At 72.2% G+C, this 22,906-nt stretch carries 19 protein-coding genes; 10 read left to right on the top strand and 9 right to left on the bottom strand.

Annotated elements, in window-relative coordinates:
* Positions 1-70: 70 nt before the first annotated feature.
* Both OG946_RS23430 and OG946_RS23425 read right to left on the bottom strand, forming a co-directional pair.
* The gene (locus OG946_RS23430; protein WP_326797979.1) at positions 71-331 is read right to left on the bottom strand and encodes a hypothetical protein; all 261 of its coding nucleotides are present in this window, start codon (positions 329-331) and stop codon (positions 71-73) included.
* A gap of 180 nt (positions 332-511) precedes the next feature.
* Positions 512-1,642, bottom strand: a complete 1,131-nt coding sequence (locus OG946_RS23425) for an adenosine deaminase (RefSeq protein ID WP_326797978.1) — start codon at positions 1,640-1,642, stop codon at positions 512-514.
* Between the two features lie 513 nt (positions 1,643-2,155).
* Here OG946_RS23425 and OG946_RS23420 point away from each other — a divergent pair.
* A complete protein-coding gene (locus OG946_RS23420; protein WP_326797977.1) occupies positions 2,156-2,896 on the top strand; it encodes an alpha/beta hydrolase in 741 nt (246 codons plus the stop codon).
* Between the two features lie 19 nt (positions 2,897-2,915).
* Here the strand turns inward: OG946_RS23420 and OG946_RS23415 are convergent, their stop codons facing one another.
* Entirely contained in the window at positions 2,916-3,803 is an 888-nt protein-coding gene (locus OG946_RS23415) for a LysR family transcriptional regulator (protein WP_326797976.1), read from the bottom strand.
* Between the two features lie 182 nt (positions 3,804-3,985).
* Here OG946_RS23415 and OG946_RS23410 point away from each other — a divergent pair, with 182 nt between their 5' ends.
* The 8 genes from OG946_RS23410 to OG946_RS23375 all read left to right on the top strand — a co-directional run bounded on the left by OG946_RS23410 (position 3,986) and on the right by OG946_RS23375 (position 13,620).
* Positions 3,986-5,386, top strand: a complete 1,401-nt coding sequence (locus OG946_RS23410) for an MFS transporter (protein ID WP_326797975.1) — start codon at positions 3,986-3,988, stop codon at positions 5,384-5,386.
* Between the two features lie 100 nt (positions 5,387-5,486).
* Complete coding sequence (locus tag OG946_RS23405; protein WP_326797974.1) at positions 5,487-6,506, top strand: BMP family lipoprotein; 1,020 nt, start codon at positions 5,487-5,489, stop codon at positions 6,504-6,506.
* Positions 6,507-6,686: 180 nt separating this feature from the next.
* The gene (locus OG946_RS23400; RefSeq protein ID WP_442814459.1) at positions 6,687-8,348 is read left to right on the top strand and encodes an ABC transporter ATP-binding protein; all 1,662 of its coding nucleotides are present in this window, start codon (positions 6,687-6,689) and stop codon (positions 8,346-8,348) included.
* The gene (locus OG946_RS23395) at positions 8,345-9,448 is read left to right on the top strand and encodes an ABC transporter permease (protein ID WP_047017694.1); all 1,104 of its coding nucleotides are present in this window, start codon (positions 8,345-8,347) and stop codon (positions 9,446-9,448) included. The genes OG946_RS23400 and OG946_RS23395 overlap by 4 nt, the downstream gene beginning before the upstream one ends.
* A 73-nt stretch (positions 9,449-9,521) precedes the next feature.
* Positions 9,522-10,805 (top strand): ABC transporter permease, encoded by a 1,284-nt coding sequence (locus tag OG946_RS23390; protein ID WP_326797973.1) that lies wholly within the window; start codon positions 9,522-9,524, stop codon positions 10,803-10,805.
* Positions 10,802-11,242: a cytidine deaminase gene (locus tag OG946_RS23385; protein ID WP_326797972.1), complete on the top strand. Its 441-nt coding sequence runs from the start codon at positions 10,802-10,804 to the stop codon at positions 11,240-11,242. Before OG946_RS23390 ends, OG946_RS23385 begins: the two co-directional genes overlap by 4 nt.
* Positions 11,242-12,519 (top strand): thymidine phosphorylase, encoded by a 1,278-nt coding sequence (locus tag OG946_RS23380; protein ID WP_326797971.1) that lies wholly within the window; start codon positions 11,242-11,244, stop codon positions 12,517-12,519. The genes OG946_RS23385 and OG946_RS23380 overlap by 1 nt, the downstream gene beginning before the upstream one ends.
* Positions 12,520-12,618: 99 nt before the next feature.
* Positions 12,619-13,620 (top strand): hypothetical protein, encoded by a 1,002-nt coding sequence (locus OG946_RS23375; RefSeq protein WP_326797970.1) that lies wholly within the window; start codon positions 12,619-12,621, stop codon positions 13,618-13,620.
* A gap of 46 nt (positions 13,621-13,666) precedes the next feature.
* Here the strand turns inward: OG946_RS23375 and OG946_RS23370 are convergent, their stop codons facing one another.
* From OG946_RS23370 to OG946_RS23350, 5 genes are all read right to left on the bottom strand, one after another.
* The gene (locus OG946_RS23370; protein ID WP_326797969.1) at positions 13,667-14,425 is read right to left on the bottom strand and encodes a succinate dehydrogenase iron-sulfur subunit; all 759 of its coding nucleotides are present in this window, start codon (positions 14,423-14,425) and stop codon (positions 13,667-13,669) included.
* Positions 14,425-16,185: a succinate dehydrogenase flavoprotein subunit gene (gene sdhA / locus OG946_RS23365; RefSeq protein ID WP_326797968.1), complete on the bottom strand. Its 1,761-nt coding sequence runs from the start codon at positions 16,183-16,185 to the stop codon at positions 14,425-14,427. The genes OG946_RS23370 and sdhA overlap by 1 nt, the downstream gene beginning before the upstream one ends.
* 21 nt (positions 16,186-16,206) lie before the next feature.
* Complete coding sequence (locus OG946_RS23360; RefSeq protein WP_326797967.1) at positions 16,207-16,689, bottom strand: succinate dehydrogenase hydrophobic membrane anchor subunit; 483 nt, start codon at positions 16,687-16,689, stop codon at positions 16,207-16,209.
* Complete coding sequence (sdhC, locus tag OG946_RS23355; protein ID WP_326797966.1) at positions 16,689-17,069, bottom strand: succinate dehydrogenase, cytochrome b556 subunit; 381 nt, start codon at positions 17,067-17,069, stop codon at positions 16,689-16,691. Before sdhC ends, OG946_RS23360 begins: the two co-directional genes overlap by 1 nt.
* Before the next feature lie 247 nt (positions 17,070-17,316).
* Positions 17,317-17,892, bottom strand: a complete 576-nt coding sequence (locus OG946_RS23350; protein ID WP_326800346.1) for a 2-oxo-4-hydroxy-4-carboxy-5-ureidoimidazoline decarboxylase — start codon at positions 17,890-17,892, stop codon at positions 17,317-17,319.
* A 163-nt stretch (positions 17,893-18,055) separates the two neighbouring features.
* Between OG946_RS23350 and OG946_RS23345 the strand changes: the two genes are divergently transcribed.
* The gene (locus OG946_RS23345) at positions 18,056-19,822 is read left to right on the top strand and encodes a beta-N-acetylhexosaminidase (RefSeq protein ID WP_326797965.1); all 1,767 of its coding nucleotides are present in this window, start codon (positions 18,056-18,058) and stop codon (positions 19,820-19,822) included.
* A 176-nt stretch (positions 19,823-19,998) separates the two neighbouring features.
* Here the strand turns inward: OG946_RS23345 and OG946_RS23340 are convergent, their stop codons facing one another.
* A complete protein-coding gene (locus tag OG946_RS23340; protein WP_326797964.1) occupies positions 19,999-22,704 on the bottom strand; it encodes an N-acetylmuramoyl-L-alanine amidase in 2,706 nt (901 codons plus the stop codon).
* Between the last annotated feature and the right edge of the window lie 202 nt (positions 22,705-22,906).

The raw sequence follows: 22,906 nt of genomic DNA, 5'->3' as shown, positions 1-22,906 counted from the left end.
ACTCCTACGACATGGAGCCGGGGCCGGCATCCACGAGGGACGCCGGCCCCGGCTTCGCTGCGTACGGGCCTCAGAGCGGCAGCGCGCCCACGGGGAGCACGCTGGTCAGGGCGCCGAGCTGACCGAGGGACGGCGGCTGGGCGTTGGCGGCGCCGTTCGGGGTGCCGTTGTGGCTCCCCACCTTGGAGCCGGTGACCGACTCCAGCGGGGAGGTCACCTGGCCGACCGGGTCGGGCAGGCCGGGGACGGGCGCGGCGGAGGCGGTGCCCGCCGCGGCGGCGGCGAAGGCGGCGCCGAGCAGTGCGGTACCGACGAACTTGCGGGTCTTCATGGAATTCAGATCCTCGTCCTTGCGGATATCCAGCGGCAATGAGAAACGTAGCCAGCCGGATATCGCAGCCGCAAAGACCGCCCCGCCGGTTGCGAAATTGGCCCGTACGGCCCCATCCGCGGATCGTAGGACCATCGCCCCGCGAACCGGCGAACTTCCGAACTCGCAGGTCAGAACCGGTCAGCGAAAGAGCCACTCCGACTTCAGACCGGCGTATCCGGGCTTGATGACGTCGCTGATCATCGCCAGCCTTTCATCGAAAGGAATGAATGCGGACTTCATCGCATTGACGGTGAACCACTGCATGTCGTCCAGCGTGTAGTGGAACGTGCGCACCAGCTCCTCGAACTCGCGGCTCATGCTCGTGCCGCTCATGAGCCGGTTGTCGGTGTTGACAGTGGCGCGGAAGTAGAGCCGGCGCAGCAGCCCGATGGGGTGCTCGGCGTACGAGGGGGCGGCGCCGGTCTGGAGGTTGGAGGTCGGGCACAGTTCCAGCGGGATCCGCTTGTCGCGCACGTACGCCGCCAGCCGGCCGAGCTTGACGGTGCCGTCCTCGGCGACGTGGATGTCGTCGATGATCCGTACGCCGTGGCCGAGCCGGTCGGCGCCGCACCACTGCAGCGCCTGCCAGATCGACGGCAGGCCGAAGGCCTCGCCGGCGTGGATGGTGAAGTGGTTGTTCTCGCGCTTCAGATACTCGAAGGCGTCGAGGTGGCGGGTGGGCGGGAAGCCGGCCTCGGCGCCGGCGATGTCGAAGCCGACGACGCCGAGATCGCGGTAGCGGTTGGCGAGTTCGGCGATCTCCAGCGAGCGGGCGGCGTGCCGCATGGCGGTGAGGAGGGCGCCGACGCGGATGCGGTGCCCGGCGGCGTGCGCGCGCCGCTCGCCCTCGCGGAAGCCCTCGTTGACCGCCTCGACCACCTGCTCCAGGCTCAGCCCGCCCTGGAGGTGCTGCTCGGGGGCGTACCGCACCTCGGCGTACACGACGCCGTCGGCGGCGAGGTCCTCGGCGCACTCGGCGGCGACCCGCACGAGGGCGTCGCGGGTCTGCATCACGGCGCAGGTGTGGGCGAAGGTCTCCAGATAGCGCTCCAGCGACCCGGAGTCGGCGGCCTCCCGGAACCAGACGCCGAGCCGCTGGGGGTCGGTCTCGGGCAGTCCGTCGTAGCCGGTCTCGCGGGCGATGTCGACGATGGTGCCGGGACGGAGACCGCCGTCGAGGTGGTCGTGGAGCAGCACCTTGGGCGCCCGCCGAATCCGCTCCGGGTCGGGCACCGCCCGGGCCGGTGCACCTCTGTTGTCATCCGCCATGCGGCACCTCTCTCTCGTCACGATTTGCGTCATCCTACGCGCGTAGAGCGGTGCCCGGCGGCGGCGCCGACAGCGGGGGCGCGGCGACGGGAGCGCCGGGATGAAGCGGCGGCGCGGGGCGGGGGCGCGAGGGTGTGGGTGTGCGGGGGCAGGCGGAGGGGCGGCTGGAGCGGGAGCGTGCGCGGTGGGCCGGAACGTGGTGGTGGCGAGCGGATGCCGTGCGGGCAGCGCGAGAGGGCCGGGAGGGGCAGCGCGCACTGGCCGCGGCGCGCGGAGTCGGCCCGGGCGTGGCCCTCGCGGACCGACGCCAGGGCGCAAGGGCCGCCGGAGACCGGGGACGTGACGGTGGCGAGCAAACTCCGGACGGCACGGCAAGGGGGCCCTACCCCCTGTGCTGACCCGTGACCGTCCCGGGTGGGGCAGTCCGTGGGGCGCAACCGGGGGGCTGTCAGGGGGTGTCGGGGTGGTGCAGACCACTGGGCACGGGGGGGCCGGATCTGCCATCGTGCTGCCATGCCACAGGAGATCAGCGCGACCCGCCCCGCCCGGCTCGGACGTGCCACCGGGGCGGCCTCCGTGCAGGCGGTGGCGTTGCTGCTGCCCGCCGGGGAGGGCGTCAGCAGCCGGCGGCCGTCGCGGCTCGCCGCCGCCTCCGTGTGGTCGCTGGCCCGCCGGCTCGGGCGCGCCGGGCGCGGTGACGGGCTCGTCGCGCACACCGTGCACTACCGCTACCGGGGCTGGAACGGCGCCGCCGCGGACGCCGCGCAGGATGCGGAGTGGGCGCTGGAGGAGGTCGTACGGCGGTACGGGGACGTGCCCGTGGCGCTGGTCGGCACCGACGTCGGCGGCCGGGCCGCGCTGCGCGCCGCCGGGCACGAGGCCGTCGTCTCGGTGCTGGCGCTGGCGCCGTGGCTGCCGGACGCGCAGGCGGCGGACGCCGAGCCCGTACGGCAGCTAAGCGGGCGCACCGTGCTCTTCGTCCACGGCACCGACGACGCCCGCACCGACCCCGACCTGTCGTACCGGCTGGCGGTACGGGCGAAGAAGGCCAACCGCGACGTGTGCCGCTTCGAGGTGCACTCCGACGGGCACGGGCTGCACCAGCACCGCCCCGAAGTCCTCGCCCTGGGCGCCGACTTCGTCATGGGTTCGCTCTTCGGCCGGCCGTACAGCAGACCGCTCGCCGACGCCCTCGCGGCACCCCCGCCGATCGGCCTGCGCATGCCGCTGGCCGCGGGCTTCGCCCCGGCCTGACGCGCCCGGGACGGGCCCCCTACCCCGCCAGCAACTGCCCCCGCCGCCCCAGCAGAAACCGCCGGAACGCCCCCACCGGCGCCGTCTCCTGCTGGCCCGCCACCCAGGCCACCCCGATCTCCCGTACCGCCCGCGGCGCCGTGACGTTCAGTTCCACCACCCCCGGCCGCGGCACCGCAGGCGGCGGCAGCAGCGCCACTCCCAGACCCGCGGCCACCAGCCCGCGGATCGTCTCCGCCTCCTCCCCCTCGAACGCGACCCGCGGCACGAATCCCGCCTCCGCGCACAGTTCCTCCAGCATCCGCCGCATCCCGTAGCCGGGTTCGAGCGTCACGAACGGGTCCTCCGCCACCTCCACGAACCGGATCCGCCGCCGCCCCGCGAGCCGGTGGTCCTCCGGCACCACGATCCGCAGGCGCTGCTCGTCGAGCCGCCGCGCCTCCAGGTCCGGCGCGTCCGGCACCGGCGAGGTCAGGCACAGGTCCAACTCGCCCGCCCGCAGCCGCTGCAGCATCCACTCGCCGTAGTTCTGCACCAGCGCGAAGCGCACCCGCGGGTGGTCCTTGCGGAACTCCCGCAGCAGCCCCGGCACGGTCTCCGAGCCGAGCGTGTGCAGGAAGCCGAAGGCGACCTTGCCGGTCTCGGGGTGCGCGTCGGCGCGTACGGCCTCGGCGCCGCGGGCCACCTCCGCCAGCGCGCGCTCCGCGTACGCGAGGAAGTCGCGGCCCGCGGTCGTCAGCGACAGCGTGCGGCCGCGGCGGGCGAAGAGCGCGACGCCCAGGTCGGCTTCGAGCCGTACCATCGCGCGGCTCAGCGTCGGCTGCGGGACGCCGAGCGCGCGGGCGGCGCGCGTGACGTGCTCCTCGCGCGCGACCGCGGCGAACTGCGCGAGCCGGGGCGCGAGCACCGCGCCCCACTCCCCCGGCTCCCCCGGGGCGCCGGGCGCTGCTACAGCGGCCGTGGCCGAGATGTCTTTCTGATGACGGGACCGTGACAACGACCCCCGCGACCTCTGCTCATTCACCACAGCATCGATTATCACCGTTTTCCGCATTGGACGCATGAGCGAGCCCGCCGTACGTTCGACGCATGCCCTCCGATACCGGGGCGCTTACGCCCCATGTGAGCGCCCTCACCCACGTGCCCGCCAAGCACGCCCCCGGCGAGCCCGGCTACCGCCGCGTGCTCCTCGCCCTGTTCGCCGCCGGCGTCGCCACCTTCACCCTCCTCTTCTCCACCCAGGCCCTGCTGCCCGCCATCTCCGCCGACCTCGGCGTCAGCCCGGGCGCGGCCAGCTGGACCGTCTCCGCCACCACCGCCGCCCTGGCGCTCGCGGTGCTGCCGCTGAGCGCCGTCTCCGAGCGGTTCGGCCGGCGGCGGACGATGACCTGGTCGCTGACGGCGGCCGTGCTGCTGGGGCTGGCGCTGCCGTTCGCGCCCGACCTGGGTGCGCTCGTCGCGCTGCGTACGCTCCAGGGCGTGGCGATCGCCGGGATCCCGGCGTCGGCCATCGCCTTCATCGCCGACGAGGTACGGGCCCGCGCGGTGATCGGCGCCGTGGGGCTCTTCGTCGCGGGCAACAGCATCGGCGGCATGGCCGGACGCATCCTCACCGGCTGGACCGCGAACGCCTGGGGCTGGCGCGCGGCGCTGGCCACCGTCGCCGCGCTCTCGCTGCTCTGCGCGGTCGCATTCCGCGTACTCCTGCCGCGCGCCCGGCACTTCACCGCCGCGCCGCTGGCGCCGCGGGCGCTCGCGCGGACCGTACGCGGCCATCTCTCCGACGGGCTGATGCGCCGGCTGTACGCGATCGGGCTGCTGTTCATGACCGTCTTCGGGTCGGTCTACACGATGATCGGCTACCGGCTGGCCGGCGAGCCCTTCGGCCTGTCCGCGGGCCTCATCGGCTCGGTCTTCGTCATCTACCTCGTCGGCACCGGCTCCTCGGCCGCCGCCGGCCGGCTCGTCGCCCGCCTCGGCCGCCGCGGCACCCTGTACGCCGCCGCAGGCACCACCGCCGCGGGGCTGCTGCTGACGATCGGCGACTCCCTGGCCGCCGTGCTGACCGGTCTGGTGCTGCTCACCGCGGGCTTCTTCGCCGGGCACGCGGTCGCCTCCGCCTCCGTCAGCCACGCGGCGAAGACCGGCAAGGCGCAGGCGTCGGCGCTCTACCAGGTCGCGTACTACGTCGGGAACAGCGCGGGCGCCACCGTCGGCGCGATCGCCTTCCACGCGGTCGGCTGGCGCGGGGTCGTCGTCCTCGGTCTCGTGGCCCTCACCGGCGTCACGGGCATCACTATTCGCGCCACCTTGCTCGCCACCGCGGCGACCCGCACGGCAGCGCGTGAGCAGGCCCGGCAGGAGCCCCGCGCAAGCGGGCGCGCACCGGTCCCCGCAACCCGCCCCGTACCCCGCGAACCGACAGGTCAGCCGATACGCACCGGGCTCGCGCGCAGCGTCGAAAGCACCGGCGCGGAGACGATCCGGTAACGGGTTCGTTGCCGGAGGTTCAGCTTGTTCTACGCGCGTTACGATGCCCCCGAAGTAGCGCCGGAAAGAGGCGCTTCGCCAAGACGAAGGGGAAGTCCTCTTGCGCCGGGTAACCAAGATCGCCGCCGCGGGCGTGGCAACCGCGGCCCTCGCTTTCACCAGTGCTGCGTGCAGCAGCGACAGCGGCAGCAGCGACAAGGGCGTCGGTCTCGCCTTCGACGTCGGCGGCCGCAGCGACGCCTCCTTCAACGAGTCGGCGGCCCGCGGGTACGACAAGGCCAAGAAGGAGTTCGACCTCGGCGGCAAGGAGCTGACCGCCCGCGACGGCGAGACCGAGGCCGACCGCGAGCAGCGGCTCACCTCCCTCGCCGAGGCGGGCTACAACCCGGTGATCGGGGTCGGCTTCGCCTACGGCAAGTCGGTCAACAAGGTCGCCAAGGACTTCCCCGACACCACCTTCGCCGTGATCGACGAGGCATCCCAGGGCAAGAACGTGGCCGGCGTCACCTTCGCCGAGCACGAGGGCTCGTACCTGGCCGGCGTCGCCGCCGCCACCAAGAGCAAGACCGGCAAGGTCGGCTTCATAGGCGGCGTGCACAACAACCTGATCAAGAAGTTCGAGGCCGGCTTCGTCCAGGGCGTCAAGGACACCAAGCCCGACGTCGAGATCGACGTGAAGTACCTCTACGAGAGCGACCTCAAGGGCTTCCAGGACCCGCTGCGCGCCAAGGGCATCGCCGAGGGCATGCTCGACTCCGACGCGGACGTCATCTACAGCGCCGCGGGCCTGTCGGGTACGGGCTCGATCGAGGCCGTGGCCGCGCAGGACGGCGCGTGGGCGATAGGCGTCGACTCCGACCAGTACCGCGACAAGGCCCTGGCGGACTACAAGGACTCGATCATGACGTCCGTGGTCAAGAACGTCGACGTGGCCGTCTACGACGTGATCAAGAGCGTCCAGGACGACAAGCCGCTCACCGGCGACCAGACCTTCGCGCTCAAGGACGACGGTGTGAGCCTGGCCACCTCCGGCGGGTTCATCGACGACATCCAGGGCGAGATCGACGCGGCCAAGAAGAAGATCGCCGACGGCGAGATCACGGTCAGCGACACTCCCTGAGCACGGTACGTGTGACGGGGTCCGGGGGACGGTGCGCGTCGCCGTCCACCGGACCCCGTGCATCTGCCTCCGGACTACGCGCGTAGCGTGATATGCCGTAACTCGCGTCACGTAACTCGCGCCGTCCGCACGGCGCTTCGGTACGTCCGCCGCCCCGCATCCACCGCCCCTCGACGAGGAGTGTGCGCCATCACAGCCCCCAGCAGCAGCTCCACGGCAGCGGACCCACCCGCCGGCGCCGCCGCCGTCGAACTCCACGGCATCACGAAACGCTTTCCCGGCGTCGTCGCCAACCACGACATCGACATCACCGTGCGCCGCGGCACCGTGCACGCCCTCGTCGGCGAGAACGGCGCGGGCAAGTCGACCCTGATGAAGATCCTCTACGGCATGCAGAAGCCGGACGAGGGCACCATCACGCTCGACGGCACGGAGGTCGCGTTCGCCAGCCCCGCCGACGCCATCGCGCGCGGCATCGGCATGGTGCACCAGCACTTCATGCTCGCCGACAACCTCACCGTGCTGGAGAACACCGTCCTGGGCAGCGAGAAGCTGCACGGCATCGGCGACCGGGCACGGGCGAAGATCAAGGAGCTGTCGGACGCGTACGGCCTCGGCATCCGCCCCGACGTGCTGGTGGAGGACCTCGGCGTCGCCGACAGGCAGCGGGTCGAGATCCTCAAGGTCCTCTACCGCGGCGCCCGTACGCTCATCCTCGACGAGCCCACCGCCGTCCTCGTCCCGCAGGAGGTCGACGCGCTCTTCGACAACCTGCGCGGGCTGAAGGCCGAGGGCCTGACCGTGCTGTTCATCTCGCACAAGCTCGGCGAAGTCCTCGCCGTCGCCGACGACATCACCGTCATCCGGCGCGGCACGACCGTCGCCGCCGTGAAGCCCGCGGACGTCACGTCCAAGCAGCTCGCGGAGCTGATGGTGGGCAGCGAGCTGCCGACCCCCGAGACCCGCGAGTCGACGGTCACGGACATACCCATGCTGCGCGTCAGCGACCTGCACCTGTCGGCCGTCGACGCCGACGGCGTACCGCGCGAGGTGCTGGACCGCATCTCCTTCACCATCCACAAGGGCGAGGTGCTGGGCATCGCCGGCGTGGAGGGCAACGGCCAGTCCGAGCTGGTCGAGGCCATCATGGGGCTGCGCCACCCGGACACCGGCAGCATCGTGCTGGACGGCGCGGACATCAGCCACACCGCGACCCGCAAGCGCCGCGCGGGCGGCATCGGCTACATCCCCGAGGACCGCCAGCGGCACGGCCTGCTGCTGGAGGCCCCGCTGTGGGAGAACCGCATCCTCGGCCACACCACGGAACGCCCCAACAGCCGCGGCGTGCTCATCGACGCCGCCGCGGCCCGCAAGGACACCAAGCGGATCGTCGAGGAGTACGACGTCCGCACCCCCGGCATCGACGTGACCGCCGCCTCGCTCTCCGGCGGCAACCAGCAGAAGCTGATCGTCGGCCGGGAGATGAGCCACTCGCCCAAGCTGCTCATCGCCGCCCACCCCACGCGCGGCGTGGACGTGGGCGCGCAGGCGGACATCTGGGAGCAGATCCGCGCGGCCCGCCGCGAGGGGCTCGCGGTGCTGCTGATCTCCGCGGACCTGGACGAGTTGATCGGTCTGTCGGACACGCTGCGGGTGATGTACCGCGGGCGGCTGGTGGCCGACGCGGACCCGGCGGCGATCACGCCGGAGGAGCTGGGCAGTGCGATGACGGGCGCGGCGAGCGGTCACCTGGAGGACGGCGCGGCGGCGCGGGACGCCGCCGTGCCGAACCCGCGGTCCACCGGAAGCGACGACGGGCAGGGCGGAGGCCGTACGCGATGAAACGCCTCGACAGGGACAAGCTGATCACGGCGGTCGGCGCCCCGGTGCTCGCGGTCTTCGCCGCGCTGGTGCTGACCTCGCTGATCATCCTGATCTCCGGGAAGGACCCGTTCCGGGCCTACCAGGTCATGATCGAGTTCGGCACGACCGACCGGAGCGCGATCTACATCGTCAACAAGTCGACGATGTTCTTCCTCTCCGCGCTGGCCGTGGCCATCGGCTTCCGGATGAACCTCTTCAACATCGGCGTCGACGGCCAGTACCGCATCGCGGCCTTCTTCGCCGCGGCCGTCGGCGGCGCGCTGTCGCTGCCCGGCATCATCCAGATCCCGCTGATCATCCTGGTCGCCATGGGCGTCGGCGCGATCTGGGCGGGCATCGCGGGAGTGCTGCGCACCACCCGCGGCGTCAGCGAGGTCATCACGACGATCATGCTCAACTCGATCGCCGGCGCCGTCATCGGGTACTACCTCACCGCGGGCCGCCTCGGCGAGAAGGACGGGAACCTCACCCACACCCCGAACATCCCGTCCTCCAGCCACATCTTCATGATCGAGACCTCGGTCGGGGACATCAACGGCTTCGTGGTCTTCGCCGTGCTCGCCGGCTTCCTGTACTGGTTCGTCCTCAACCGCACCCGCTTCGGCTTCGACCTGCGCAGCGTCGGCCAGTCGGAGACGGCCGCCGCCGCGAGCGGCGTGGACGTCAAGCGCATGATCGTCACCAGCATGGTGCTCTCCGGCGCCGTCGCGGGGCTGGTCGGGATGCCGACCCTGCTCGGCGAGTCGTACAACTACGGCACCGACTTCCCGCTCGGCGTCGGCTTCACCGGCATCGCCATCGCCCTCCTCGGCCGCAACCATCCTGTCGGCATCGCCCTCGGCGCGCTGCTGTGGGCCTTCCTGGAGCGCACCGGCACGCAGCTCGAATTCGAGGGCTACGACCAGAAGATCGTCGAGGTCATCAAGGGCATCATCGTGCTCTGCGTCGTCATCGCCTACGAGGTGGTCCGCCGCTGGGCGCTGCGGGACCAGCAGCGCCGCGTCGGCGAGGAGCTGGCCCAGGCACGTAAGACCGAGAAGGCGGAGGTGGGCGCATGAGCGAGCGGAGCGAGCGAATCATTCAAAGGTGCGCGCTGTGCTCACAGCCCGCCGAGCGAAGCGAGGCTGGCGCATGACCACGGTGACCAGGACGGGCGTCGCCGCGCCCGCGAAGCGCCCGCCGAAGGACGGCGGCAAGCGGCGGCTCGGCATGCCGCAGGTCCTCCTGCTCGTCGCCGCCGGACTGCTGCTGCTCTCCGCGGTACGCGCGATCACCGACACCACCAACCTCACCGCCTCCGCGCAGATCGGCGGCGCGCTCGCGCTGGCCGTGCCGATCGGCCTGGCCGGCCTCGGCGGGCTGTGGGCGGAGCGGTCCGGCGTGATCAACATCGGCCTCGAAGGCATGATGATCCTCGGCACGTTCTTCGCCGGCTGGATCGGCTGGCAGCACGGCCCGTGGGCGGGCGCGCTGGCCGGCGTGATCGGCGGGGCGCTGGGCGGTCTGGTGCACGCGATGGCGACGGTGACATTCGGCGTCGACCACATCGTGTCGGGTGTCGCGATCAACATCCTCGCGCTGGGCGCGACCCAGTACATGGCGAAGATCTTCTTCGCCGACGGGGACGCGCTGGAGGCGGGCGGCACGGACAAGCAGTCGCCGCAAGTCGACGACATGCATACGTTCTCGGTCCCGGGACTCTCCGGCTGGCTCGGGGATCTGGAGGACAAACACTGGTTCTTCCTCTCCGACACCGCCGGCATCCTGCGCGGGCTCACCCACGACGTGTCGTACCTGATCCTCATCGCGGCCGCGCTCTTCGTGCTCACGTACTACGTGCTGTGGCGTTCGGCGTTCGGGCTGCGGCTGCGGTCCTGCGGCGAGAACCCGGTGGCCGCCGAGTCGCTGGGCGTGAACGTCTACCTGTACAAGTACGCGGCGCTGGCCGTCTCCGGCGCGCTCGCCGGGCTCGGCGGGGCGTTCCTGGTCACGTTCACCCACATCTATCTGGAGGGCCAGACCGGCGGCCGCGGCTACATCGGCCTGGCGTCGATGATCTTCGGCAACTGGCGCCCGGGCGGTACGGCGATGGCGGCGGGGCTCTTCGGCTTCACCGACAGCCTGCAACTGCGCGGCGGCGGCGAGGCGGTGCACGCGCTGTTCCTGCTGCTGGCGGTGCTGCTCGCGGCGTACGCGGTCTGGAAGTACGTGCGCGGCGGTGGCCGGGCCGCCATAGCCGCCGGGGCCGCGGCGGTGCTCCTCGGGCTGCTGTACGCGACGACCGACACGGTGCCGCGCGAGGTCGTGGAAGCCACGCCGTACGTGACCACACTGGTGGTGCTGGCGGTGTTCGCACAACGGCTGCGGGTGCCGAAGTGGATCGGCAAGCGTTACCGAAGGGGAGAGAGCGCGTGACGTCGCAGGACGAGCGGTGGGAGGCGCTGCGGCGGGCGGCGCGGGACGCGATGTCCCGGGCGTACGCCCCGTACTCGCGCTACCCCGTGGGCGCCGCGGCGCTCGTGGACGACGGCCGTACGGTGGTCGGCTGCAACGTGGAGAACGCCTCGTACGGCGTCGGGCTGTGCGCCGAGTGCGGCCTGGTCTCCGCGCTGCACGCCACCGGAGGCGGCCGGCTCACCCACTTCACCTGCGTCAACGGCGAGGGGCAGCTCATCCTGCCGTGCGGCCGCTGCCGCCAGTTGCTCAGCGAGCACGGCGGGCCCGGCCTGCTGCTCGACACCCCGGCGGGCATCCGGCCGCTGGCCGAGCTGCTGCCGGACGCGTTCGGCCCGTTCGAGCTGAGCAGATTGCACGGTTCCCAGCATTCCGAGAGCGGAGGATCGCAGAACTGATGGACGCCATCTCCGTCATCCGCGCCAAGCGCGACCGCGAACGGCTCTCCGACGAGCAGATCGACTGGGTCGTGGCGGCGTACACCCGCGGCGAGGTCGCCGACGAGCAGATGTCCGCGCTGGCCATGGCAATACTGCTCAACGGCATGGACCGGGACGAGATCGCCCGCTGGACCGCGGCGATGATCGCCTCCGGCGAGCGGATGGACTTCACCGCGCTGCCGCGCCCGACCGCCGACAAGCACTCGACGGGCGGCATCGGCGACAAGATCACGCTGCCGCTGGCGCCGCTGGTCGCCGCCTGCGGGGCGGCGGTGCCGCAGTTGTCGGGACGGGGCCTCGGGCACACCGGCGGCACGCTCGACAAGCTGGAGTCCGTCCCGGGCTGGCGGGCCTCGCTGTCGAACGACGAGATGATGGCGACCCTGCGCGACGTCGGCGCGGTGATCTGCGCCCCGGGCACGGGCCTGGCGCCGGCGGACCGCAAGCTGTACGCGCTGCGGGACGTGACCGGGACGGTGGAGTCGATCCCGCTCATCGCGTCCTCGATCATGTCGAAGAAGATCGCCGAGGGTACCGGCGCGCTGGTGCTGGACGTGAAGGTCGGCTCGGGCGCGTTCATGAAGGACCTGGACCGGGCGCGCGAACTGGCCGCGACGATGGTGGGCCTGGGCAACGACCACGGGCTGCGCACCGTGGCGCTGCTCACCGACATGTCGACGCCACTGGGGCTGACCGCGGGCAACGCGCTGGAGGTCCGCGAGTCGCTGGAGGTGCTGGCGGGCGGCGGTCCCGCGGACGTGGTGGAGCTGACGCTGGCGCTGGCCAGGGAGATGCTGACGGCGGCGGGCCTGCCGGACGCGGACCCCGCGGCGGCGCTGGCGGACGGCTCGGCGATGGACGTGTGGCGCCGCATGATCACCGCCCAGGGCGGCGACCCGTCGGCCCCGCTGCCCACGGCCCGCGAGACCCACCCGGTGCCGGCCCCGTCGACGGGGGTCCTCACGCGCCTCGACGCCTACGCGGTGGGCCTGGCGGCCTGGCGCCTGGGCGCGGGCCGCGCCCGCAAGGAGGACCCGGTGCAGGCGGCGGCGGGCGTGGAACTCCACGCGAAGCCGGGCACGGTGGTGACAGCGGGCCGGCCGCTGCTGACCCTGCACACGGACACCCCGGAGCGCATCCCGGAGGCCCTGGAGGCCCTGGAGTCCGCGTACGACGTGGCCCCTCCGGGAGCGACGGTGGAGCGCAGCCCCCTGATCCTGGACCGCCTGGACTGAGGGGCGGCGGCGTCAACAGGGCCGAGGTCGATCACTCGCGCGAGTGAGATAACCAGATATGCCGATGGCATATCTGGTTGGGCGCCTAGCATCTCGATCATGGTCAACTCCCCGCACGAGACGCACCACCGGGCCTTCCAGCAGATCCCGGCGTTATTCACGAGCGCGTTCAGGCTGCTGGATCTCCCGGTGCCGGACCAGGCCGTCGTCACGGCGATCGACAGCGACCTCACGGAGGTACGGCCGATTGAACGCCACGTCGACACGCTGCTTCGGCTGGAGTTCCCGGGTGGCGAGCCGTACCTGCTCCTGGTCGAGGCGCAGACGAAGCGGGACCCGGACAAGCCGGACAGCTGGGCGTACTACCTCAGCTACCTCCGCAACAGATACGGCTGCCAACCGATCCTCCTCGTCGTCTGCCGCGACCGCGCAACCGCCCTCTGGGCCTCCCGCCCCTTCCGCATCGGCCACCCGGCCCACCCGAATCTCACTCTCACTCCCCTGGTGCTGGGGCCGCACAACGTCCCGAAGATCACCGACTACGAACGCGCGGCGGCAGACGTGCCGTTTGCGGTCTTCTCAGCCATTACACACAGCAATGACCCGGATGCGGGTGCCATACTGGCAGTGCTGGCAGAAGCCCTGCAGAAAACCGATGACGAGAGCCGCACGATCTGCGCCGAACTGGCCGCCAGCGGACTGGGGGGCACCCCGGCCGCCGGAATTTGGAGGAACCTGATGGAGACGGGTCTGTTTTCCTTCCGCGGCTTCGTCGCCGAGGGCCTGCGTGAAGAGGGCCGCGTCGAAGGCCGCGAGGAAGGCCGGGTGGAAGGCCGCGCGCAGGGGCGGGAGCGAGGCCGGGAAGAAGGTCTCTCGCTGGGGCTCAAGGAGGGCCGCGAGCAGGGCCGCGAAGAAGGCCGGGTGGCGGAGGGGACGGAGAAGCTGATCCGGCTTCTGGAGGTGCGGGGCATTCCCCTGCCCGACGACGCCCGCCTCCGCATCACCGCCTGCGACGACCCGGAACTCCTCGGCCTCTGGTTCGACCGCGCCATCACCGCCGCCACCGTGGACGAAGTCTTCGCCCAACCGCAGCAGGACTGACGCCGCACCCGCGGGAGGCCGCACGGACGCCGGCCTCCCGTACCGGCTAGAACCGCCGCGTGATCAGTGCTCGCTTGACCTCCGCGATCGCCTTCGTGACCTCGATGCCGCGGGGGCACGCGTCCGTGCAGTTGAACGTCGTGCGGCAGCGCCACACCCCGTCCTTGTCGTTCAGGATCTCCAGGCGCTGCTCGCCCGCCTCGTCCCGGCTGTCGAAGATGAAGCGGTGGGCGTTCACGATAGCCGCCGGGCCGAAGTACTGGCCGTCGTTCCAGAACACCGGGCACGAGCTCGTGCAGGCCGCGCACAGGATGCACTTCGTGGTGTCGTCGAAGCGCTCGCGGTCCGCCGCCGACTGGAGGCGCTCGCGGGTGGGCTCGTTGCCGTGGGTGACCAGGAAGGGCATCACGTCGCGGTACGCCTGGAAAAAGGGCTCCATGTCGACGATCAGGTCCTTCTGCACCGTCAGGCCCTTTATCGGCTCCACCAGGATCGGCTTCTCGGGCGCGAGGTCCTTGATCAGGGTCTTGCACGCCAGCCTGTTGCGGCCGTTGATGCGCATCGCGTCGGAGCCGCAGATGCCGTGGGCGCAGGAGCGGCGGAAGGTCAGGGTGCCGTCCATGTCCCACTTGATCTTGTGCAGCGCGTCGAGGACCCGCTCCTTCGGGTCGATCTCGACGTTGAAGTCCTCCCAGTACGACTCCGCCGCCGCCTCCGGGTTGAACCTGCGGATGCGGAACGTCGCGGTGATGTACGGGGAGGCCGCGGCCTCGTCTTCGATCTTGTCCATCACGGGTGTTGCCATCAGTACTTACGCTCCATGGGCTGGTAGCGGGTCTGCACGACCGGCTTGTAGTCGAGCCGGACGGTCTCCGCGCCGTCGTCGCCGACCTCGCGGTACGCCATGGTGTGCCGCATGAAGTTGACGTCGTCGCGGTTCGGGTAGTCCTCGCGGTAGTGGCCGCCGCGGGACTCCTTGCGGGCGAGCGCGGAGATGGCCATGACCTCGGCCAGGTCGAGCAGGTTGCCCAGCTCGATCGCCTCCAGCAGGTCGGTGTTGAACCGCCGGCCCTTGTCCTGGATGCTCACGTTCTTGTACCGCGCCCGCAGCTCCGCGAGCGTCTCGACCGCCTCCTTGATGGTCTGCTCCGTGCGGAAGACCATCACGTTCTTGTCCATCGTCTCCTGCAGCTCGCGCCGCAGCTCCGCCACCCGCTCCTTGCCCGCCGAGTCGCGCAGCCGCTCCACCTCGCCGACCACGAACGCCTCCGGGTCCTCCGGCAGTTCGACGTGGTCCGCCGTCGCCGCGTACTCCGCCGCGGCGATGCCCGCGCGGCGGCCGAAGACGTTGATGTCGAGCAGCGAGTTGGTGCCCAGCCGGTTGGCGCCGTGTACGGAGACGCAGGCGACCTCCCCGGCCGCGTACAGCCCGGGGACGACCGTGGTGTTGTCGGCCAGCACCTCGCCGCGGACGTTGGTGGGGATGCCGCCCATCGCGTAGTGCGCGGTCGGCTGGATCGGGATCGGGTCGGTGTACGGCTCGATCCCCAGGTACGTGCGCGCGAACTCCGTGATGTCCGGGAGCTTCGCGTCCAGTTGCTCCGGCGGCAGGTGCGTGAGGTCCAGGTAGACGTGGTCGCCCTCGGGGCCGCAGCCGCGGCCCTCGCGGATCTCGGTGTAGATCGCGCGGGAGACGACGTCGCGCGAGGCGAGGTCCTTCATGACGGGCGCGTACTTCTCCATGAAGCGCTCGCCGTCCTTGTTGCGCAGGATGCCGCCCTCGCCGCGCGCGCCCTCGGTGAGCAGGATGCCCATGCGCCAGATGCCCGTCGGGTGGAACTGGAAGAACTCCATGTCCTCCAGCGGCAGCCCGCGCCGGAACACCGACGCCTGCCCGTCGCCGGTCAGGGTGTGGGCGTTGGAGGTGACCTTGAAGAACTTGCCGTTGCCGCCCGAGGCGTAGACGACGGCCTTGGCCTGGAAGACGTGGATCTCGCCGGTCGCCAGCTCGTACGCGACCACGCCCGCCGACCGCTTCAGTCCGGTCTCGGGGTCCTCGACGATGAGCTGGTCGAGGACGTAGAACTCGTTGAAGAACTCCACGCCCTCCTTCACGCAGTTCTGGTAGAGCGTCTGGAGGATCATGTGGCCGGTACGGTCCGCCGCGTAGCACGAGCGCCGCACCGGCGCCTCGCCGTGGTTGCGCGAGTGGCCGCCGAAGCGCCGCTGGTCGATGCGGCCCTGCGGGGTGCGGTTGAAGGGCAGGCCCATCTTCTCCAGGTCGAGGACCGCGTCGATGGCCTCCTTCGCCAGGATCTCGGCGGCGTCCTGGTCGACCAGGTAGTCGCCGCCCTTGACGGTGTCGAAGGTGTGCCACTCCCAGTTGTCCTCCTCGACGTTCGCGAGGGCCGCGGCCATGCCGCCCTGCGCGGCGCCGGTGTGGGAGCGCGTCGGGTACAGCTTGGTCAGCACGGCGGTGCGGCTGCGCTTCGTCGCCTCGATGGCGGCGCGCATGCCGGCGCCGCCCGCGCCGACGATCACGGTGTCGTACTTGTGGATCTGCATGAGGGGAACCTCTTCGCCGCGTCAGCGGATGTTCGGGTCGAAGGTGAAGATCACCAACGTGCCCAGGAGGATGGTGAAGACCGTGGCGGCGTACAGCAGCATCTTGAGCCAGAAGCGGGTGCCGTCGCGCTCGGCGTAGTCGTTGATGACCGTGCGCAGTCCGTTGCCGCCGTGCAGCATCGCGAGCCAGAGCATGACCAGGTCCCAGCCCTGCCAGAAGGGGGACGCCCAGCGGCCGGCGACGAAGGCGAAGCTGACCTTGCTGACACCGCCGTCGAGCACCAACTGGATCAGCAGGTGGCCGACGACCAGGACCGCGAGCACGACCCCCGACACCCGCATGAACACCCAGCCGTACAGCTCGAAGTTGGTGCGGGTGCGGGAGGTGGAACGGGCGCTGCGCGGAGTGCGGGCGCGGGGGGCCTCGATGAGCGGGGCGGGGTTGTCAGCGGAGTACGCGGCGGAGGAGCCGGTCAGCTCTACGTCGGAGGTGGCCATGGTCATCAGCTCCCGAACAGCTCGCGCGCGGTGTGGCCGAGCACGGGGTAGACCGCCCCGGCCATCAGCACCGCCCAGATCCCGACCACGATCCACAGCATCGGCTTCTGCAGCCGGGTTCCCTTCGACCAGAAGTCGACGGCGATGACGCGCAGCCCGTTGAGCGCGTGGAAGAGGACGGCGGCGACCAGCCCGTACTCCAGCAGCGACACGATCGGCGTCTTGTAGGTGGCCACCACGTCGTCGTACGCCTCGGGCGACACCCGCACCAGCGAGGTGTCGAGGACGTGGACGAACAGGAAGAAGAAGATGAGGACGCCGGTGACGCGGTGCGCCACCCAGGACCACATGCCTTCCCGGCCGCGGTAGAGCGTTCCAGCCGGCACGGAAAAACCCTCCGGAAACTGATCGGGGGCCGGCCGTCAGGGCTCGGGTACTGCACTGTCGGTCATGACCCGGCCGGGTACGGTCCACCGGCCTTCGCCATCGTAGCGACGGTGCGTCGGCACATCGGCCATGGGGGTGCAGGTGTGATCAATCAGGCACGCGCGTGGCCTAACCGCGCAGGCAGGCGTGGGGATCCGGCCGGTTGCGTCCCCATTTGACGCCTGTGCCGGTGGCGGGTTTTCGCCGTCAGACGGGGGCCGGGCCGGCCGCCGGGGCGACGAGCCGGGCGAGGCGGGCGCGGGCCCGGCGGCGGAGTTCGTCGGCGGCCACGAGGCGTTCCTCGTCGGGTTCGTTGCCGAGGCGGGTGCGGATGGCGGCCAGGGTGTGGTCCAGGCGTTCGTCCTCGGGGCAGCCGTCGAGGCACAGGACGAAGGAGTGGCCGAAGCGGCTCTCGTACGCGGCATGCGCCGCCCGCAGCGCGGTGCGCTCGGCGGGGCCCGCGGCCGCGGGCGGGGCGGTCGCCTCGTCGGCCAGCGCGCCCGCGACGGCGCCGGGGGCGAGGTCGTAGCTGGCCTCGTCGGCGGCGGCGAGCAGCGCGCCGAGGTCGGGGTACGGGCGGTGGGCGGTGAGGCGGCGGGCCCAGTGCCGGTCGTGGAGGCAGCCGAGGAGGGCGCGCTCGGCGTCGGCGGCGGGCGCCGCGTTGAAGGCCGCCAGCCGCGCGGGGTCGGCCGCGGGGCCTGCGGCGCGGGTCGCTCGGGGGGTGGGTGTGGGCAGGACGGCTCCCTGGGGCGTGCCGGGTGCGTGGGGGCGTACCGGGGGCAGTTACGGTCGAACAGCGATGCGTCACGCTAGCGGCCGGAACCGAACGTTCCGGTGGTACCGGCCGCCGGTTCACCCGGAAGAGGAGGTTTGTCGCACTGAATCGACAGGAGTGCTGCTTCGCGTCCCCACGCTCTGCCGTGGCCCTCCGGAAGGTCCCCCACCCATGCGATTCCCCCCGCGTCCGCCCCGCCCCCCGCGCCGGTCCCCCACCGGCCGGCACGCCCGCTCCCCGGGCGGCCCGCTCCGCGCTCTCCGGGGCCCCCGGCGTGCGCTGTACTGGGCCCTGGCCACCGTCCTGGCCACCGCCGCCGTACTCCTCGCCCTCCGCCCCGTACTCGACGGCGGTGACGGCGGCGACAGCCCCCACCGCGGCGTCGGCGCCGCCGCCCACCGCACCGCGCAGGCCCAGGCCCCGGCCACGCCCACGCCGGACGGCGAGGACTTCCCCGCCCCGCCCCGCGGCGACCGCGGCAAGCCCCTGCCCGACCCCCGCACCGTCCCCGCCGTCCGCTCCTACGAGCGCGCCGACGGCACCGGCTGGCGGCCCGCCGACCGGGCCGTCGTGATCGCCGAGGACGACGCGCTCACCGACGAGTCCAAGCGCCTCGCCGGCGAACTCGGCATGCTCTACGCGAAAGACGCCGGCGGCGACCGGCCGGCGGACCCCGGGCAGCGCGGCGACATCCGCCTCCGGCTCGACCCCGGCCGCGCCGGTGGCGCCGAGGCGTACCGCATCGACGTCGCCGACGGCGGCGCCACCGTCACCGCCGCCACCGACACCGGCGTCTTCTACGGCACCCGCACCCTCCTCCAGGCCGCCCGCGCCGGCGGCGGCGTGCCGCCGGGCCGCATCGACGACCGTCCCGACCGCCGGCAGCGCGGGTTCATGGTCGACATCGCCCGCAAGCACTTCAGCGCCGCGTGGCTGTCCGACCGCCTCCGGGAGATGGCCGACCTCAAGCTCAACCAGCTCCACCTCCACCTCTCGGACGACCAGGCGTTCCGGATCGAGAGCGACAGCCACCCCGAGGTGGTCTCGAACCCGCACCTCACCAAGGCGCAGGTCAGGGACATCCTCGAACTCGCCGCCGAGCTGCACATCACCGTCATCCCCGAGATCGACTCCCCCGGCCACCTCGGCGCGGTCCTCGACGCCCACCCGGACCTGCAACTGAAGACCCCGGAGGGCAGCCCGGTGGAGGGCGCGATCGACATCTCCAAGCCGCGCGCCGCCCGGATCGTGGACGACCTGCTGACGGAGTACGCGCGGCTCTTCCCCGGCCCGTACATGCACATCGGCGGCGACGAGTACGTCGCGCTGATGGCGAGCGACCCCGAGGCCCGCTACCCGCACCTGGCCGCCGCCGCCCGCGAGCGCTTCGGCGCGGGGGCGGCCGTCGCCGACCTCAACGCCGCCTGGCTCAACGAACGGGCGGACACGGTCAAGAAGCGCGGCAAGAAGGTCAAGGCGTGGAACGACGGCTTCATCCCGGGCGCGAAGGTCGGCCCCGACCGGGACCGGGAGGTCGAGTACTGGACGGGAAAGGAGGCGTTCGCGCGCGACCCGCAGGCGTTCCTGGAGGACGGGTGGCAGCTCGTCAACCTCAACGACGAGTACCTGTACTACGTCCTCGGCGAGCCCAACGACTTCACGTACCCGACGGGCAAGCGGATCTACGAGGAGTGGACGCCCGCGGTGCTGCGCGGCACCCGGCCGGTGCCGGAGCGGCTGGCGGGCCCGGGGAAGGTGCTGGGCGCCCGTTTCGCGGTGTGGGGGGACCGGGCCGGGGCCCAGACGCCGGAGCAGGTGGCCGAGGGCGTCAGGCTGCCGCTGGCGGCGCTGGCGCAGAAGGTGTGGGACCCGCGCAAGCCCCGGCCGGGGTGGGGGGAGTTCGCGGACCTGGCGGGGACGGTGCGGGGCAGGGGCTGAGCGGCGTACGGGCCGGGCCCCCGGCGGCGCGGACGGCCGCGGGCCCGGGCCCGTACGGGACGGGCCGCCATCGGCCTCTCCGCCGCCGCACGCCGTGTGCAAGCCGTGTGCACGCCGAAGGGGCCGCCCCCACCGGGAGCGGCCCCTCGTCGGCTTTGGTGCCGGGAGTCAGCGCCTCACGGCGCCAGCTCCACCCCCAGCCGCCCGCCCGTCGGCGTGCCGAGCGCGGACTTGCCGTAGTACACGGCCCCCGACGTCGACACGCCCTGGCTGCCGCTGTCGAGCTGCAGCAGGGTGCCGTCGTAGGCGTCCTCGCCGATCACGCCGATGACGAGGTCCGCCCGCCCGTATCCGGACAGGTCGGCCAGCAGCACCGAGGAGCCGAGCCGGTCGCCCTTCTCGCTGACCCCGCTGATCCCCGCGGTGTCCTGGTGGTACGCCTTCGGCGAACCGGACGCCGTCGACAGGCCCGTGGAGCCGCCGCGCAGCAGCAGGGACGTGCCGGCGTCGGCGCGGTTGGCGCCGTCGCGGGTCATGTCCTCGCGGTAGACGCCGGTGAGCAGGTCGGCGTAGCCGTTGGCGTCCACGTCGCCGACCGAGACCGAGAAGCCCATCGCGTCGCCGGCCTCGGACGCGCCGGGCACAGAGCCTGTGTCCTGGTGGACGATCTGCTTGCCGGTCGCCGTCAGGCCGCTCGCGGAGCCCTTCAGCAGCGTGACCTGGCCGCCGGTGTCGGCCGCCGACTCGCTCGCGAAGGGCTGGCCCACGACGAGGTCGGCGTAGCCGTCGCCGGTGACGTCCCCGGTGGCCACCGAACGGCCGCCCGGCACCCCGAGGTTCGCGGTGACGTCCAGCCCGACCGCCGAGCCGCGCAGCACGTCGAGGCGCGCCTTGCCGCTCGGGTCGCGGTAGGTGATCGCGGCGTCGTCGTAGCCGTCGCGGTTGAAGTCGCCCACGGCGGCGTCCTGGTACGCGACCGTCTCGTACGGGAACGAGCCCTCGCGGCCGTTGCCGTTCAGGTCGTGCGTGGCCCACGCCTCCCCGCCGACGCCGAGCACCTCGTCGCGGCCGTCGCCGTCGAAGTCGCCGGCGGCGACCGCGGAGCCGTACTTGGCGCCGGCCGGCGAGAAGCCGTCGCCCAGGACGAGGTTCTGGCCGGAGTCCAGCCCCGGGCCGTACAGGACGGTGATCGCGCCGGCGTCGGCGTGCCCGGCGGCGTCGTCCTTGTTCGGGGCGCCGACGAGGAGGTCGGCGATGCCGTCGTTGTTGACGTCGCCCCACTCGGTGTCGGTGCCCCAGGCGTCGCCGGCCACGGCCGTGCCGGGCACGCCGGTGCTGTTCTGGGTGATGCTGCGCTTGGCGCTCGCCACCGGGCCGTTCTCGCCGCCGGGGACGACGAACACCGCGCCGGAGCCGGTCTTCCCGCCGCCGTTGGCCCGCGGCGTACCGGCGACGAGGTCGCCGCGGCCGTCGCCGTTGAAGTCCCGGGTGGGCAGGGCGTGCGAGGCGCCGGGGGCGGCGGCCAGGGCGCGGATCTGGCCCAGCTTGGCGTACAGCCGGTCGCCGGGGCAGGCGGTGACGTTGACGTCCGCGTCCGCGCCGTCCGGGCGGAACCTGCCGTCCTTGTGACCGGAGATGTTCTTCATGGTCTTCGGGGCACCGGCGGGGATGAAGTTGTCGTCCGCGTCGAGCTTCATGGGCGTCAGCGACGTGCTGCCGGTGGGGCTCACGCCGTACTGGCCGAGCTTCCAGGCGGCGATGCGCGAGACGGCTTCCAGCGACGCGCGGGAGGGGTGGCTGAAGGTGTGGTAGTCGCCGAGGATGGAGATGCCGGTGGAGTGGCTGTTGAAGTTACTGGTGTGCGCGCCCAGCACCGGCTGGTCGATGCCGCCGGCGCGGCCCTCGAAGATGCGACCGCACTTGTCGACGAGGAAGTTGTAGCCGACGTCGTTCCAGCCGTTCCCGTTCACGTGCATGAGGAAGATGGAGCGGACGATGGCGGCGGACTCGGCGCACGAGTAGTTCACGGCCTGGGCGGTGTGGTGCACCAACGCGGCCTTGATGCCGTCGGGGTTGTACGTCGGCGGGTCGTCGACCAGCGACTCGTCGGCGCCCCAGCCGGCCCGGCGGATCACCGGCGGCGGGGTGACGGGCGAGTCGGGTGCCGGGCCCGGGTCCGCCTGGGTGACGGCGGCGGCGGGGGCCATGTCGGCTGCGTACGAGGACGAAGGGTACGAAGAGGACGAAGCCGCGCCGGACTCCGGCGCGGGCGGCGCGGCCGCCTGCGCGACCGGCGCCGTCTCCGTCCCCGCCTCCGTGCCGACGCCGGCGGCCCGCGCCTCCTCGGCCTCCTCCTGCGTGACACCGGGGTCGACGAGGGCGACCTCCATGCCGGCGGGCAGCGTCGTGCTCGTACCGTCCGCGCGTACGACCCGCGCCTCGACGCCGTCCGACGGGCCGACCCACAGCGGCTCGGTGCTGCCGCGCATGGCGGGGGTCAGGTCGTCGGTGGACGGGCCGCCGTCCGTGCTGAGAGCGCGCCAGTCGCTCCAGGTGCCGGTCTCGGCCGAGCGGGTGCGCACCTCGGCGGCGCCGTCGAGGTCGCGGCGTTCGTTGCTCCAGGAGATGCCGACCATCGAGAACTGCTCGGTCCCGGTGCGGTCCACCTCCTGCCGGGCGCCGTCCCCGGTCAGGTCGACGCCGTGCACCGCCGGCTTGCGCGGCTCCAGCCCGGCCGCCGCCGGTTCTTCGGAGCCGGAGCCGGGGTCTGCCACGGCGACGGTGATCACGCCGGCACCGCCGAGCACGACCGCGCCCAGCGTCAGCCAGGCGCGTCTGCGCAGGCTCAGCGGCCGGTACGCATGGGATCTATGCGGACTCACATTCCGCCCCTTCGGTTCGCTCGCGTGTGACCTTCGCTCACGCTTGACACACGTACAGCGCCGCCGGGGTCGAAAACGTGTCACGCCCGCCCTGACCGGTACAAAGAAGACGGCCGGAGCCGCTACCCCCCACAGGAGCTGCTCCGGCCGTCGGCCTCAGGCGCGGTGCCCGTTCGGGCCCGCTGTAATACTCAGCGCCAGA

The organism is Streptomyces sp. NBC_01808, assembly GCF_035917395.1.
GTDB lineage: Bacteria > Actinomycetota > Actinomycetes > Streptomycetales > Streptomycetaceae > Streptomyces.
This window is presented reverse-complemented; position numbering and strand designations above follow the sequence as displayed.